Annotated in this window: 14 protein-coding genes; 8 read left to right on the plus strand and 6 right to left on the minus strand. The window is 73.1% G+C overall.

Going from position 1 to position 14,166, the window contains the following annotated elements; all coding sequences use genetic code 11:
* Positions 1 to 14: 14 nt before the first annotated feature.
* A complete protein-coding gene (locus tag CHB98_RS22235) occupies positions 15 to 230 on the plus strand; it encodes a helix-turn-helix transcriptional regulator (RefSeq protein WP_245820976.1) in 216 nt (71 codons plus the stop codon).
* A 2-nt stretch (positions 231 to 232) separates the two neighbouring features.
* Complete coding sequence (locus tag CHB98_RS06805; protein WP_089304873.1) at positions 233 to 751, plus strand: hypothetical protein; 519 nt, start codon at positions 233 to 235, stop codon at positions 749 to 751.
* Positions 752 to 907: 156 nt separating this feature from the next.
* Here the strand turns inward: CHB98_RS06805 and CHB98_RS06810 are convergent, their stop codons facing one another.
* The 3 genes from CHB98_RS06810 to CHB98_RS06820 all read right to left on the minus strand — a co-directional run bounded on the left by CHB98_RS06810 (position 908) and on the right by CHB98_RS06820 (position 1,788).
* Complete coding sequence (locus tag CHB98_RS06810; protein ID WP_089304874.1) at positions 908 to 1,096, minus strand: helix-turn-helix transcriptional regulator; 189 nt, start codon at positions 1,094 to 1,096, stop codon at positions 908 to 910.
* 48 nt (positions 1,097 to 1,144) lie between these two features.
* Positions 1,145 to 1,348 carry a hypothetical protein gene (locus tag CHB98_RS06815; RefSeq protein ID WP_089304875.1) on the minus strand — a complete coding sequence of 68 codons (204 nt, stop codon included), beginning with the start codon at positions 1,346 to 1,348 and terminating at the stop codon, positions 1,145 to 1,147.
* Positions 1,349 to 1,536: 188 nt separating this feature from the next.
* A complete protein-coding gene (locus CHB98_RS06820) occupies positions 1,537 to 1,788 on the minus strand; it encodes a DUF4440 domain-containing protein (RefSeq protein WP_143424971.1) in 252 nt (83 codons plus the stop codon).
* Between the two features lie 306 nt (positions 1,789 to 2,094).
* Between CHB98_RS06820 and CHB98_RS06825 the strand changes: the two genes are divergently transcribed.
* From CHB98_RS06825 to CHB98_RS06845, 5 genes are all read left to right on the plus strand, one after another.
* Positions 2,095 to 3,375: a sensor histidine kinase gene (locus CHB98_RS06825; RefSeq protein WP_218822280.1), complete on the plus strand. Its 1,281-nt coding sequence runs from the start codon at positions 2,095 to 2,097 to the stop codon at positions 3,373 to 3,375.
* Positions 3,372 to 4,043 (plus strand): response regulator, encoded by a 672-nt coding sequence (locus CHB98_RS06830; RefSeq protein WP_281251840.1) that lies wholly within the window; start codon positions 3,372 to 3,374, stop codon positions 4,041 to 4,043. Before CHB98_RS06825 ends, CHB98_RS06830 begins: the two co-directional genes overlap by 4 nt.
* 60 nt (positions 4,044 to 4,103) lie before the next feature.
* Positions 4,104 to 5,003, plus strand: coding sequence for an ABC transporter ATP-binding protein (locus tag CHB98_RS06835; RefSeq protein WP_089304879.1), 900 nt, complete (start codon positions 4,104 to 4,106; stop codon positions 5,001 to 5,003).
* On the plus strand, positions 5,000 to 6,271 hold the full coding sequence (locus CHB98_RS06840) for an ABC transporter permease (RefSeq protein WP_089304880.1): 1,272 nt from the start codon (positions 5,000 to 5,002) through the stop codon (positions 6,269 to 6,271). Before CHB98_RS06835 ends, CHB98_RS06840 begins: the two co-directional genes overlap by 4 nt.
* A 77-nt stretch (positions 6,272 to 6,348) precedes the next feature.
* A complete protein-coding gene (locus CHB98_RS06845; protein ID WP_143424973.1) occupies positions 6,349 to 6,600 on the plus strand; it encodes a hypothetical protein in 252 nt (83 codons plus the stop codon).
* Between the two features lie 477 nt (positions 6,601 to 7,077).
* Here the strand turns inward: CHB98_RS06845 and CHB98_RS06850 are convergent, their stop codons facing one another.
* Positions 7,078 to 8,343, minus strand: coding sequence for a hypothetical protein (locus tag CHB98_RS06850; protein WP_089304882.1), 1,266 nt, complete (start codon positions 8,341 to 8,343; stop codon positions 7,078 to 7,080).
* A complete protein-coding gene (locus CHB98_RS06855) occupies positions 8,343 to 9,530 on the minus strand; it encodes a type III PLP-dependent enzyme (RefSeq protein ID WP_089304883.1) in 1,188 nt (395 codons plus the stop codon). The genes CHB98_RS06850 and CHB98_RS06855 overlap by 1 nt, the downstream gene beginning before the upstream one ends.
* Positions 9,531 to 9,717: 187 nt before the next feature.
* On the opposite strand from CHB98_RS06855, the gene CHB98_RS06860 reads away from it, so the two are divergent.
* Positions 9,718 to 12,474: a putative bifunctional diguanylate cyclase/phosphodiesterase gene (locus tag CHB98_RS06860; protein ID WP_089304884.1), complete on the plus strand. Its 2,757-nt coding sequence runs from the start codon at positions 9,718 to 9,720 to the stop codon at positions 12,472 to 12,474.
* Positions 12,475 to 12,902: 428 nt separating this feature from the next.
* On the opposite strand, the gene CHB98_RS06865 is transcribed toward CHB98_RS06860, so the two are convergent.
* On the minus strand, positions 12,903 to 14,087 hold the full coding sequence (locus CHB98_RS06865; protein WP_089304885.1) for an NAD(P)/FAD-dependent oxidoreductase: 1,185 nt from the start codon (positions 14,085 to 14,087) through the stop codon (positions 12,903 to 12,905).
* Positions 14,088 to 14,166: the final 79 nt, after the last annotated feature.

Below are 14,166 nucleotides of genomic sequence, written 5' to 3' on the forward strand. Positions count from 1 at the left end.
GGCGACGCAACGCGGTGCGCCGGGCTCGGCTGCTGGCCGAGCTGACCCAGGCCGAGCTGGCTGCCAGTGCCGAGGTCACCCGGCAGACGATCGTGGCGGTGGAGGCCGGAAACTACGCGCCCTCGGTGTATCTGGCGCTGGCCATCGCCGAGCGGTTGGGCAGCACTGTGGAGGAACTGTTCGGGCAGCCGGCGACCACCAGCGCCGGCGACGTCCAGGGGGATGGGTGAGAGTGGTGAATGCAGATGGCGCAGATGGCTGGTTCGTGCGGGCCGCCGCGGTCATCGGCGACCTGAGCAACCCCTTCTACCGGGAGGAACGCCAGCGCGACGTCTGGAACGAGGCCTCCGCCGTCGCCCTGCAGGTCCTGCTGTGGATGAGCTGGCTGGCCGCCACCGCGGCGGTGTGGATCATCGGCGCCCCCGCCGTGCCCTACGCCTGGGCCATGATCGCGATCATCGCGATCGCCGTCTGGATCGCGGTCCTCTACGCCCGCAGCCTCGGCGTGGACGCGACCGATTCGCGGTGGATCCGGTGGCCGCGGATGATCCCCTACCTGGCGTTGCTGGGACTGTTCTCGGTGGGTCTGCTACTGGCCTCCGAGGACCTACTACAGGCGGCCGAGAGCTACCCGTCCCTCATCAGGGGATTCGTCCAGGGGGCTGTCGTCGGAGCGCCGCTCGGGCTAGCGGCTCTCGTGGTGGGACTGCTGCTGGACCTCAAGCGGTCCCGAGCCCGCAAGAGAAGGTGAGCGACGAGCTCGGGGATGTGGCGCCGCAGACCTCATGTCCCCGGAGGGCGTCGGCGAGCGCCAGCGAACCCGGCTCGCCCACCGCGGTGGACAGGGGCGACCGCTACGGGATCAGCGCAGGTGCGGGATCACCTCCCTGGCTGGGCAGCGGGTTGATCATCCGGAAGAACAGGCGCGCGATCGGCTGGTCAAGCACCGGACGATCGTGAAGGCGAGCGGCAGGTCGGGGTCGTAGCGGCCGGTTCTCAGGGCGTTGACGGTCTGACGGGACACGTCGAGCCGGTCGGCGAGGTGGGCCTGGCTCCACCGACGGGCGGCGCGTAGTTCGCGCAGAAGCTTGCGCATCAGGCCTTCCCGGCGTGGACGGCTCGCACTCCCAGCGAGGCCAGCACTTCACCGGCCGAGCTGAGCGACATGCCTCTGCTGGGGCTCCACCAGTTGGGCCGCGGCCAGCAGCCCGGCGACCAGCAGCAGCACCCGCACAGCAAGGCCCACGGCCAGCGCCTGCAGCTGGAGCAGGCGCTGGTACTCATCAGCGCGCCGCAGGCTGCGGACCTCCGCCCACCTGCCCAGGCCCCCGGCGGCGAGCACCAACACCCCTCACACCAGGGTTCCGGCGTTCGGCCTCGGATCGGGGAAGACGCTCATCGCCACCAGCGCCCCCCCCCATGACCACCCCGACCGGCAGCGCATCCCGCCACGCGGCCCCAGGTGCGCTGCACATCGCTGCGGCTGTCCGTGTTGGATCCAGGTCCTGACATCACCCGCAGGGGCCGCCGACCTCCCTACTCCGTGCGGTAGGTGAGGAGAGCAGCGTCTGGCCCGAGGCGGCGGGCTCCAACGTGAGTCGCCGCTATGGCTTGTTGCGTCCCGCTCGTTGCTTGGGCGACCGAGTCCCGTTGCCACACGCGTCCCGACGCGCCGTACTCGTGGAAGTCCTCGTGCAGCAGAGACAGGAGCTGCTGCGGGTCGTTGCGCACGTGCGGTTCGAGTAGGAGCCACTCCAGCCTGACGACCTCGGCCAGTTCCTCGTCCATGACGAGCACGCTAGGAGCGGCTTCGCAAGGTCGCGGCGGTGTCCCGGTGGCCGAACCCGCTACGGCCACGTCGGCGCGGTTCGCGTCCCCGTGGCGCCAGCGTCCGCTCCAGCCGAGCCCAGCATGACGACGTTCGCTCACACGCTCCTGCAAGGGGCTGCGCAGCCGAGCGGTGCGGACCCCAGGTCGGCTGTCTGCGGGTCCAGGGTGCATCTGCCGACTGGGCTCCGGGTGCGGTGGGGGTCGCCTGGGTGGTGTCGGTCCAGGGGCGCGGCCTCACTGTCGGGTCCGCTAGCGTGGCGGTTCGTGACGGACCTGGAGCGTCCTGACGACGGCTGGGAGCGGCCCGGGCCCGCGCTCGCGCAGCGGCGTACCGACGTCCGCGTCGGTCTTGCCCTGGCCGTGGCGACCGTGGCGAGTGTCGAGCTCGCGCGCAGCGCCGGCCTCGCGCTGCCGACGTCGCCCGGGCTCGCGGAGCAGGTGGTGTGGGCGCTGGCCGTGTCGCTGCCGCTGTGCGTTCGCCGCGTGCACCCCCTCGGCGTCCTCGTCGTGGTCGCGGTGGTGTTCATCGCGCTGCAGGCGCGAGGTGTGATCGAGGGCTTCATGACGTCGGTGTGTCTCTTCACCGCCCTGTACACGGCCGGCGCCTGGGCCCAGGACCGCCGCGCGGCGAACGCGGTGCGCCTCGTCGTCGTGGTCTCGATGTTCGCCTGGCTCGTGATCTCGCTGACCGCGACGCCCTGGCAGGAGCTGCTGGCCGACGACGGCGAGCGCTCGGGATCGATCGACCCCCGGGTCGCCAACCTGCTCTACGGCGTGGGGCTCAACGTCTTCTACTTCGTCGGGGCCTGGCGCTTCGGGGACGCGGCCTGGCGCGACGCGCGCAGTCGCGCCGAGCTCGAACAGCGCAACGAGGAGCTGCGGCGCGAGCGGGAGGAGCGGGCCCGCCGTGCGGTGCTCGACGAACGTGTCCGCATCGCGCGGGAGTTGCACGACGTGGTCGCTCACCACGTCAGCACGATGGGTGTGCAGGCAGGCGCGGCGCGGCGCGTCCTCGACGTCGATCCGGCGGCCGCCCGCCGGGCGATCGGCGCGGTCGAGGCCAGCAGCCGCACGGCCGTGGAGGAGATGCGCCGGCTGGTCGGCGTCCTCCGCGAGGGGGACGGCGCCGTGGAGCCGCCGCCCGATCTCGGCCGCCTCGATGAGCTGGTCCGCGCCGGGCGTCCGGGCCTGGAGGTGGACGCCCGCGTGCTCGGCGAGCCCCGCCCGCTGCCACCCTCGGCGTCGGTGAGCGCGTACCGGGTGGTGCAGGAGGCGCTGACCAACGTCGTCCGGCACTCCGGCGCGTGCCGCGCGTCGGTGCGGCTGCGCTGGCTCGACGACGCCCTGGAGGTCGAGGTCGTCGACGACGGCCGCGGCGGCGCGGGCGACGCCGGCGGCCACGGGGGTGGCCTCGGCCTCGTCGGCATGCGCGAGCGCGTCGACCTGCACGGTGGTCAGCTGGACGTCGGTACGCGGCCGGAGGGCGGATGGCGCGTGCGGGCGCGGTTTCCGCTCAACGGCGCAGGAACGGCCGCGGCGCCGTGACCGTGCGGGTGCTGCTCGTCGATGACCAGGACCTCGTGCGCGCCGGGTTCGGCATGATCCTCGGGGTCGAGCCCGACCTCCAGGTCGTCGGTGAGGCGGCCGACGGGGCCGGCGCCGTCCGCGCGGCACGCGAGCTCGCGCCGGACGTCGTCCTCATGGACGTGCAGATGCCCGGCACCGACGGCCTCACCGCCACGCGCGAGGTCGTGGCCACGACGGACTCCGCGGTGGTCATCCTCACGACCTTCGACCGCGACGACTACCTGTTCGCGGCGCTGGAGGCCGGCGCGTCGGGCTTCCTCCTGAAGAACGCCGTCCCGGAGGACCTCGTCGCCGCCGTCCGGCTCGTCGCCGCCGGGGAAGCCCTGCTCGCGCCCGCGGTGACGCGGCGGGTCATCGAGCGGTTCGCGCAGCGGCCCGGCCGCGCCGCCCGGCCCGACCTGCTCGCCGGGCTCACCGAGCGCGAGCGCGAGGTGCTCACACTGGTGGCGCGCGGGGAGTCCAACGCCGAGATCGCCCAGCGGCTCGTGCTGGGCGAGGCGACGGTGAAGACCCACGTGTCCCGGGTGCTCGCGAAACTCGGTCTCCGCGACCGGGTGCAGGCCGTCGTGCACGCCTACGAGACCGGCCTGGTGCAGCCGGGGGAGTTCCCTCCGCCGCGAGGCTGACAGCGCCGATCCGCCCCGCGGCGGACGCGCGGGGTGTGTGCCGTTCCCTAGCGTCGAGGCGTGCTGGAGCTCAGGGGAGTGACCAAGCGCTTCGGGTCCACAACGGCGCTGGACGACGTGTCGTTCGCCGTCCGGCCGGGGCGCATGACGGGGTTCGTGGGCGCCAACGGCGCCGGCAAGACGACCGCGATGCGCGTCGTCCTCGGCGTCGTCCCCGAGGACGCCGGTCACGTGCTGTGGCGGGGGAGCCCGCTCGACCTCACCTCACGCAGCAGCTTCGGCTACATGCCGGAGGAGCGCGGGCTCTATCCGAAGATGACGCTGCTGGAGCAGCTCGCCTTCTTCGCCCGCCTACACGGCCTCGGCTCGGAGGAGGGCCGGCGCCGGGGACGCGAACTACTCCAGGAGCTCGGCCTCGGCGACCGTGAGGGCGACCGGCTGGAGTCGCTGTCGCTCGGCAACCAGCAGCGCGTGCAGATCGCGGCGGCGCTCGTGCACGAGCCGGAGCTGCTCGTGCTCGACGAGCCCTTCAGCGGACTGGACCCCCTCGCGGTCGACGCGATGGCCGCGATGCTCCGCCGCCGTGCGGCTGCCGGTGTGCCCGTGCTGTTCTCCAGCCACCAGCTCGACCTGGTCGAGCGGCTCTGCGACGACCTCGTCGTCCTCGACCACGGCCGGGTGGTCGCGGCCGGGCCGGCCGACGACATCCGCCGGGACCGCACCCCCCTGCGCTACCGCGTGGTCGTCGAGCCCGACGCCGGCTTCCTGCGCGAAGAAGGACTGCGGGTCCTCGACGTCGACGGCGCCCGGGCGCTCATCGAGCTCGAGCCCGAGGCCGCCGGCGACCTCGTCGCGGCCGAGCAGCGCCTGCTCGCCCGGCTCACCCGGGCCGGCGCCGTCCGCGAGTTCCGGCCCGTCGTCCCCACGCTGTCCGAGATCTTCCGGGAGGTCGTCCGATGACCACCACCACGCCGGCGCGGTCCGCGACGGCGACGCCGGCCGGGCCGTCGCGCGACAAGCCGCGCCGCGCGCTCGGCCTCGCCGCGGCGGCGCGGGTGATCGCCGGCCGGGAGGTCGCGGTCACGCTGAGGGACCGCGGCTTCATCGTCTCGACGCTCGTGACGCTGGTGATCGTCGCCGGAGCCACCGCGCTGCCCGCGATCCTCTCCGGCGGTACGGAGACGAGGACCGTCGCGGTCGTGGACGACGCCGGCGCCGCTCTCGTCCAGGCCGCCGACGAGCTCGCCGCCGCGGACGCCCCGCCCGGTGACGAACCCGTGGTCAGCCTCGACGTGCTCCGGACCGGCGGGGTCGCGGCCGCGGAGGAAGCCATCCGCGAGGACGAGGCCGACCTCGCCGTGCTGACCGCCGCCGACGACGTCGAGCTCGTGGCTCTCGACGGCGTCCCCAGCGACGCCGCGGACGTCCTCTCTCGGGCAGCGTCCGTCCAGCGCGCGGCGGCGGTCGCCGACGAGCTGGGCGCCACCGACGCGCAGGTCGCTGCGCTGCAACCGGTCTCGCTGGAGCAGCGGCGCCTCGGCGGCGGGCTGGACCCGACCATCGCCTCGGTGGTGGCGACCGCGTTCGGCTTCCTGTTCTCCTTCACCGTCTTCGGCTACGGGATGATGATCGCCCAGCGCGTGACCGAGGAGAAGCAGAGCCGCGTCGTGGAGCTGCTCGTCGCCGCCGTGCCGATGCGGGCGATGCTGGTCGGCAAGGTGCTCGGGGTCGGCGCGCTGGCCCTCGGACAGGTCGTGCTGACCGTGGGGATCGCCGCCATCGGGGCGTCCCTCTCGGGGCAGGGCCAGCTGTTCCAGCTGCTCGCCCGCAGCAGCGGCTGGTTCCTCGTCTTCTTCCTCTTCGGCTTTGCGCTCCTGGCGTGCCTGTTCGCCGCGGCCGGCGCCATGGCGCCGCGGCAGGAGGACCTGCAGCAGACGGTGAACCCGCTGTCGCTCGCGATGATGCTGCCCTTCTTCGCCTCGGTGTTCATCACCGACCGCGGGCCGCTGCTGACCACGCTGTCGTACGTGCCGCTGACCTCGCCGCTCACCATGCCGCGTCGACTGCTCATCGACGACGCCGCCTGGTGGGAGCCGGTGCTGTCGCTCGGCGTGCTCGCCGTCAGCGTCGCCGCCCTCGTGGTGCTGGGCGCCCGCCTCTACGAGCGAAGCCTGCTGCGGACCGGCAGCGCCATCACGTGGCGGTCGGCGCTCAGGCGCAACGCCTGACGCCGTCGAGCAAGACGACGACATGAGGTACCTCGGCCGCACCGAGGTCGAGGTTGACGACGAGGATGGAGACGGTCGTGCCTCAGCCGGCGAAGCCGACGACGAAGCGGAGCCACCGGTACTACACGTTCTGGCGGTTCGTCACCGCCGGGCTGCTGCTGTTGATCGCCTGGGACGTACGTCGTCCCGGGAACGTCAACTGGAACGACGACGCGTGGTGGCCGCTGCCCGCCGTGATCGGCGTGGTGTACGGGCTGGCCGGCGTGCGGTCTCTGGCGCTGTGGGTGCGGGAGCGCAAGGCCGCCGACACGGGGGAGGGGACGGCGTGAGCACCATCCGCGAGTTGCTGCTACAGGCGCGCAGCAAACCCGGGGGACGTTCCGCGGGCGCTTCAGCGAGAGCATCGCCGCAGGCGAGGATCGGCCGGCGGTCGCCCGCTGGCGGTCGACCCGAACCTTGCGCGGTCCACACGGTCACGGACACAGGATGGCCGGGTTGTCGCTCAGGGGATCTGGCCTGCGGGACAACCCGGCAACCGCCGACAGCGGGAGTCAGCGCCGCGTGCCCGTGCCTCCTGCTGTCGTGTGGCGACTGTTGCCTCCTCGGGCCCGGTCTCGTTGCAGGGCGCGGTAGACCGAAGAGCGGGCGACGCCGAAGAGGTCGATGGCCCATACCAGTCAACGGTAGAAGCGCAGGTCGACCATGGTCCTCAGTCATGTTCAGATCGCTCCATCACGCAGGGGACGTTCCGCCTCAACGTGTAGCTGGCGGCATTCGCGCAGGTCAGCGCGGAGCCTCGGCGCGGGTCAGCCGAGGACACCTGGCAGTGCGCCGGTCAGCGACCGGGAACGAGGGGCGGGCACGGGCGGCCGCGCCGCTGCGGGGATGCGCCGAGTGCCCTCTCCCGTGGCACCGGCCGGTCGGCGACGTGCCACTGCCGTGAGGACAGCGAGGAGGAGCAGCGCGGCGGTGGCCGCGGCCGCGGCGGCCGGCAGGCCCGTCTGCAGGATGACCAGGGGGAGCACCGCTGTGCCGGCGGCCGAGCCCAGCGCCCGACCGGCGGTGACGGATGCCAGGGCGCCGGTCACCCGGTACGGTTCGCGAGCCGCGGCGGCACTGTCCAGCAGGCCCTCCAGGAGGGTCATGCACAGTCCGGACAGCAGCTGGGCGGCGCACAGCAACGGGATGGACAGCGGGGCGACCACCCAGCCGGCCGCCATGCCTGCGGCGGCGAGGACGTAGCGGAGTCCCGGCGACCCCGGCCGCCGCTGCAGCGCCGAGGCGGCGGGAGCGGCCAGTAGGGAGCCCGCGACGAAGGCGACGGCCGCGGCCGCCACGGCGGTGCGGCCGTGCGCCTGCTCGGACAGGGCCACGTACAGCAGTGTCGGAGCCGAGCCGAGGAGCATCAGCAGCCCACCGAGGACCGAGAGCCCGGACGGCGCGGCTCCACGGGCCTTCCCGGGCACGGCGGCGGCACGCGGGACCCACGACCCCCCGGCCACCAGCACCGTGGGCACGAGGCCCAGCACGTAGGCGACCACGGCCGCAGACAGCACGGCGTCCTCGACTGCCGGGCCCGTCGGCAGCAGGGCGGCCAGGGCCACTCCGGCGGCCTCGACCGCGGCGATCGCGGTGCCGTACCACGTGAGCGCAGCTGCCCCCGGCCGGACGGCGGTCACCTCGGCGCGCATGCCGGCGTAGCCGGTCCAGGCGGAGACGTTCATCGCCGCGATGCACAGTGCGAGCGGCAGCACCGGCGCGCCGGACAGCACGAGGACCGCAAGACCACCGCGCAGGACCATCTCCGCGCCCGCGGCCGTCCGCAGCAGCCGCCGGCCGTCGAGGCGGACGGCGACCCAGCCGGCCACCGGCGCGGACAACGCGACGCCGACGAGCATGGCGGCGCTGCAGACGCCCACAGCGGCCAGCCCGTGCTCGTCGGCGACGCGGAGCACCAGCAGGGTCCAGGCGACCGAGAGGCACAGGGAGTCGACCAGGCCTGCTGCCACCAGCGCACCGAGCCGCCGCCGGCCGCCCGGGTGGCCCGGCGGCCGGCTGTCGGTGCCCGGCATCAGCGTTCGATGAAGTAGGTCGCAGGCGGCGGGAAGCCGTTGAACGACGAGGCGTAGCTCAGCGTGTAGGCGCCCGCCGAGGCGATGAACACGCGATCGCCCTCGGACATGGTCACCGGCAGCGGGGCGCCGTAGAACATCGTGTCCGAGCTGTCGCAGCTCGGGCCCGTGACCGTGTAGGGCACCTGCTCGACCACACCGTGATCGGCGCGCGAGCTCCACAGCGGGAACCGCCACTGACCGACGGTCTGCTGGGTCTCCATCAGGCCGTTGTAGGCACCGACGTCGAGATAGAGCCACTCCTCGCCGGCGCGCTCCTCGCGGCCGAGCACGCTGGCCACCATGACCGCGGTCTCGGCGACCATGTGCCGCCCGGGTTCGGCGACGATCAGCAACGGCTCGTAGGGCAGGAGCTCGTCGAGCGCCGACTCGATGACGTCGCCGATCTGCTCGATGGAGGGGACCGCGTCGCCGTAGCGCGCCGGGAATCCGCCACCCAGGTCGAGCATCTCCAGCCGGATGCCGTCCTGCTGCAGGTTGCGCATGATGCGGCCGGCGGAGGCGATGGCCTGTCGCCAGGCCGAGGTCGCGGCGCACTGGGACCCGACGTGGAAGGTCAGACCGTAGGGCTGCAGGCCGAGGCGCTTGGCCTCCTGGAGCAGCGCACGCGCGTGGTGGGCCTCGGCGCCGAACTTGCGGGAGAGCGGGAAGACGCTCCCGCTGTCGTCGACCCGGATCCGGATGTAGACGGCGCTGCCCGGAGCGACGCGGGCGATCTTGTGCAGCTCGCCCTCGGAGTCCGCCGCGAAGCGCCACAGCCCCGCCTCGGCCGCCTGGGCGATGTGGGCTGCCGGCTTCACGGTGTTGCTGTAGAGCACGTCCGCGGGGTCGACGCCGACGGCCTGCAGCATGCGCAGCTCGCCGATGGAGGCGACCTCGAAGCCGGCGCCCTGCGCGGACGCGGTCCGCAGGATCTCCGGAGCGGAGTTGCACTTGACCGCGTAGTGCGCCCGCACGCGGGGCAGAGCCCGCGCGAACCGCTGGAAGCGGTCGGCGACCATGCGCAGGTCACCGGCCAGGAACGGCGTGGGCAGCTCGATCGCGGCGAGGACCTCCGGCGTGAGCCCCTCGGGCCAGGTCGGTGGGGTCTCCAGGATCGGGCCCAGCCCGGTCAGGGACGCGGTCATCTCGGTGTCTCCTCGGTACGTGGGACGCGGCTGCGCCCGAGGAGGTCGTCGGCCGGATCCGGCGACGCGTTGAGGTCCCTCCCCCCGAAGGGGGAGATCGCCGCGACACCGTCAGGTTGTCGCCCATCCGGTCGATACCGGTCGCGTGACCACGACTCCGGCTCACCGGCGGCCCCGCCTCCTGGCGGTGGCCGTCCTCATCGTTGCCCTCCTGTGGGGCGTCGGGCTCGTCAGCCTGCCGGCGGCCACGGCCCTGCACCTGTCCAACGTCGGGCTGACGGTGTTCTCGCTGGCGGCCGGTGCCGCCGCGGTGGTCCGCGCCCGCAGGCACGCCGGCCGCGTCCGCCTCTTCTGGCGTCGTCTCGGCGCCGCGTCGCTGGCGTGGGGCGGTGGCATGGCGGCGTGGAGCTGGTACGAGTCGCTGCGCGGGCTGGAGGTGCCGTTCCCCTCCGTCGCCGACGTCGGGTTCCTGGCGTCCCCGCTGCTGGCCGGGTGGGCGCTGCTCACCCTGCCCCTGGCCGCGCCCACGCGTGCCGGGCGCGTCCGCACGGTCCTGGACGGGCTCGTCGTGGCCAGCTCGCTGCTGCTGGTCAGCTGGATGCTCGTCCTGGACTCCATCGTCCAGGCGGGAGGGGACGTCACGAGCCAGGCGATCTCCCTGGCCTACCCGGTGAGTGACATCGTGCTGATCACCACGGTGGTCTACACGTGGATGCGTGCCCGTTCCCGCGGTGCGGGCCTGCTGGTCCCGCTGCCCCTCATCGGCGTGGGCCTGGTGGCTCTGGCGGTGGCCGACTCCGGCTTCGTGTACCTCACCACGGCGGGGGTCTACAGCTCCGGCAACTGGATCGACCTGGGCTGGGGCGCCGGGTTCTGCCTGCTGCTGCTGGCTGCCCTGCGACCCGGGGAGGACGCCGGCGACGTCGAGATGGAGGAGGTCGTCACCCGTCCACTGGGCAACCTGCTGCCCTACGCCGCGGTCGGCGTCGCGCTGCTCACCTCGTCGCTGGAGGTCCTCCGCGGCGGGACGACCGACACCGTCCACTTCTGGCTCCGCACGGCGATCATGGTGCTGCTGGTCGCCCGGCAGATCCTGACGTTGCTGGAGAACCACTCGCTCACGCAGGACCTGGAACGGCGCGTCGAGGCGCGCACCGCCGAGGTGCGGGCCAGCGGCGAGCGGTTCGCCGCCCTGGTGCAGCACAGCTCGGACCTGGTGACCGTGGTCGACCGCTCCGGCACCGTGCTCTACCAGAGCCGGTCGAGTGAGGCCCTGCTCGGCTTCGACGCCGACGCGATGGTCGGCCGGCTGCTGACCGACTTCGTGGTCCCGGCGCACGCGGCTGACCTGGCCGCTGTCCTGCGCGGTGTCGCCGGCGACGCCGACCGGGTGCAGACGGTCCAGAGCACCTGGCGGCACGCGAGCGGCCGGGAGTGCCACATGGAGATCACCCTGACCAACCTCCTGGCCAACGCGGCGGTCGGTGGTCTGGTGCTCAACACGCGCGACGTCACCGACCGGATCACCCTCGAGCGGCAGCTGACCCACCAGGCCTTCACCGACTCGCTGACCGACCTGCCCAACCGGGCCCTGTTCAAGGACCGACTCCAGCACGCGCTCACCCGGGGGGCCGACTCGGCGCCGCCGATGGCCGTGTACTTCCTCGACCTGGACGGGTTCAAGGCGGTCAACGACACGCTGGGGCACAGCGCCGGTGACGACCTGCTCGTCGAGGTGGCTGCGCGCCTGCGCACGGTCGTCCGGCCGAGCGACACGGTGGCCCGCTTCGGCGGTGACGAGTTCGCCATCCTGGTGGACGACCTGCCGGAGGGCGAGGACGGCACTGCACTGGCCCAGCGCGTCTGCGACGCCATCGCGGCGCCGATCCTGCTCGACGGCAGCGAGGTGCACATCTCGGCGAGCATCGGCATCGCCCACCGGGAGGACCCCTCCATCGACGCCGAGCAGATGCTGCGCAACGCCGACCTGGCGATGTACCAGGCCAAGGCCGACGCCGGCGGCTTCGCGGTCTTCGTCCCGGAGATGCACGAGGGCCTGGTCGCCCGCATGCGCCTGGAGGCGGACCTCCGCAAGGCGCTGACCGACGACCAGTTCATCGTCCACTACCAGCCCATGGTCTCCATGCGCACCGGTGAGATCACCGGCGTGGAGGCGCTGGTGCGCTGGCAGCACCCGGAACGCGGATTGGTGCCGCCGAACGAGTTCATCCCGCTCGCCGAGGCGACCGGCCTCATCCGGCCGCTGGGGCTCTGGGTCCTGCGCGAGTCCTGCCGGCAGGCGGTGACCTGGGCGGCGGCGGGTGACTCGCGCCGGGGTCTGAAGCTGAGCGTCAACGTGTCGGCCCGCCAGCTGCAGCAGGACGACCTGGTCGAGCAGGTGGCCGGCATCCTGCGGGAGACCGGCCTGCCCGCCCAGCGGCTGACCCTCGAGATGACCGAGAGCGTGCTGCTGGAGAAGGGCGAGGAGACCCTGGCCACGCTCACCGCGCTGCGTGACCTGGGCATCCGCCTGGCCATCGACGACTTCGGCACCGGCTACTCCTCGCTGAGCTACCTGCACAGCTTCCCGGTCGACATCCTCAAGATCGACCGCAGCTTCGTCGAGCGGCTGTCCACCGGCGGTGACACCGCGCTGATCAGCACCATCCTCCGGTTGGGGCAGACGATGAAGCTGGAGACCGTGGCCGAGGGGATCGAGCACCCGCAGGAGTTGCTGCTGCTGCGCCGCCAGGGCTGCACCACCGGACAGGGCTACCACTTCTCGCCCCCAGTGCCCGCGGCGCGGATCGAGGAGCTGCTCGCCGAAGCCAGCCCGGACGGCCGCCGGTCAGTCCCGGCGCCTCGTCCGGCGACCGTGCCCGGCGAGGATGCTCTGCCGGGTGACGGTGCCCTGGCGCTCGAGGCCGCGGCGGGGCGCATCTGAGCGCTGTCGTCGCAGCCGGAGCAGACCGGACGCGTGACGTGTGTGACGGAGTGGTGCCCGGGGCTGTCCTGCGGACCAGGGACACCTGAGACCCGCAGTCGTCCGACCGTACGGGTGCGGGTCGGCGCAGAGCCGGACCTCCGACACGCATGGCCGGTGGAGCCGGCGCATGGGCCCCTGAGGCCATGGCGGACAGCAGGGAGACGACCACCGTCAGCGCATGGGCACCTCATCGGAGTGGTTGTCCCCGCTGATGCCCGGTGCGCTCGGCACCCATCAGCTGCTGACGGGAGAACCGGACACCCGAGCTGCCAGCACCGGCCGCCCGGGGTGTGCGGACGAGTGAGCCGAGCCACGGGCAGTGTGCGAACCCGGTGGCCGGACGTGACCCTGTGCGGCCACCCCCACGACCGGACGCCCCTGACGGTTCAGACCTTGCCGCGGAGGAGGCGGCGCCAGTAGATCTGCGGCAGGACGTGGCGGTCGAAGAACCAGGTCGAGCGGCGGGGCTTGAAGGGGTCCAGGCCAGGTACCGACGGGCTCGCTCGGCCGTCGCGGTCGACCTCGTTCAGCACCAACTTGCGCCGGCTCACGGTGATGGGCATGACCGTGTACCCGTCGTAGCGCTGCATCGGCCCGCCGTCGCTGGCAGCGGCCAGGTTCTGCGACAGCACGTCGACCTGTTTCCTCAGCGCCCCGCCCGACGGCCGGGTCGCGACGGCTGCAGCGTCCCCGATCGCCCAGATCGACTCGTGCCGGCGGGACAGCAGCGTCTGCGGATCGATGTCGACCAGTCCGGGGGTCGGGTCGGCGGCGAGGCCGCCGTCCGCGATCCAGCGCGGAGCCCGGTAGTGCGGGACGGCGTGGGCGAAGTCGACGTCCTCGACCACTCGCCGGCCGGTGCCGGTCGCGACCGTGAGGGCGTGGACGTCCCAGTCCACCTGCTCGATGCGGGCCTCGCGCAGCACCTCGATCCCGTAGTCCGCGAAGATGCGCTCGAGGACCTCGTCGGCCTCCGGCACGCCCGTCGCGGTCGGCTCCGGCAGGACGAGCCGGACCGCGAAGTCGGCCAGGACGCCGGCGCGCCGCCAGTGGTCGCACGCCATGAGCAGCGGCTTGAGCGCGGTCGGACCGCAGGACGCCGGTTCCGGCGGAACGGTGAACACGACGGAACCGGCGCGCAGCGACGTCAGCCGCGGCCACACCAGCGGTGCGCTGCCGGGTACGTACGAGGAGGCGGCCCACCCGTCGGTGTACGCCGACTGCAGGCCCGGCGTGGCGTCCCAGTCCTCGACGAGACCGGGGCAGAGGACGAGCGTGGAGCAGTGCAGCGTGCGTCCCGCGCGCGTGCGCACGGTCATGGCGGCCGGGTCGACCGCCTCGACGCTGTCCCGGATCCAGGTGCACCCCGCGGGGACGACGTCGGCCATCGGGCGTTCCAGAGCGGCCATCGTGGCCTCGCCGCCGCTGACGTAGTTGAGCAGCGGCTTGTACCGGTGCACCGGTTGAGGGGACACGATGGTGACGTCCCGGGCGCCGTCGCGGACCAGCCGCGCTCCCAGGGAGATGCCGGCGTTGCCGCCACCGACGATCACGATCCCGCTGCGTTCCACGTCGCTCCTGACTGGGTGCCGCGGACCTCCGTCACCGCCGCAGCTCGGCCACCGTGTCGAGCCTGCCGAGTCCGTGCGG

Origin of the sequence: Geodermatophilus pulveris (assembly GCF_900188375.1) — a bacterium.
GTDB lineage: Bacteria > Actinomycetota > Actinomycetes > Mycobacteriales > Geodermatophilaceae > Geodermatophilus > Geodermatophilus pulveris.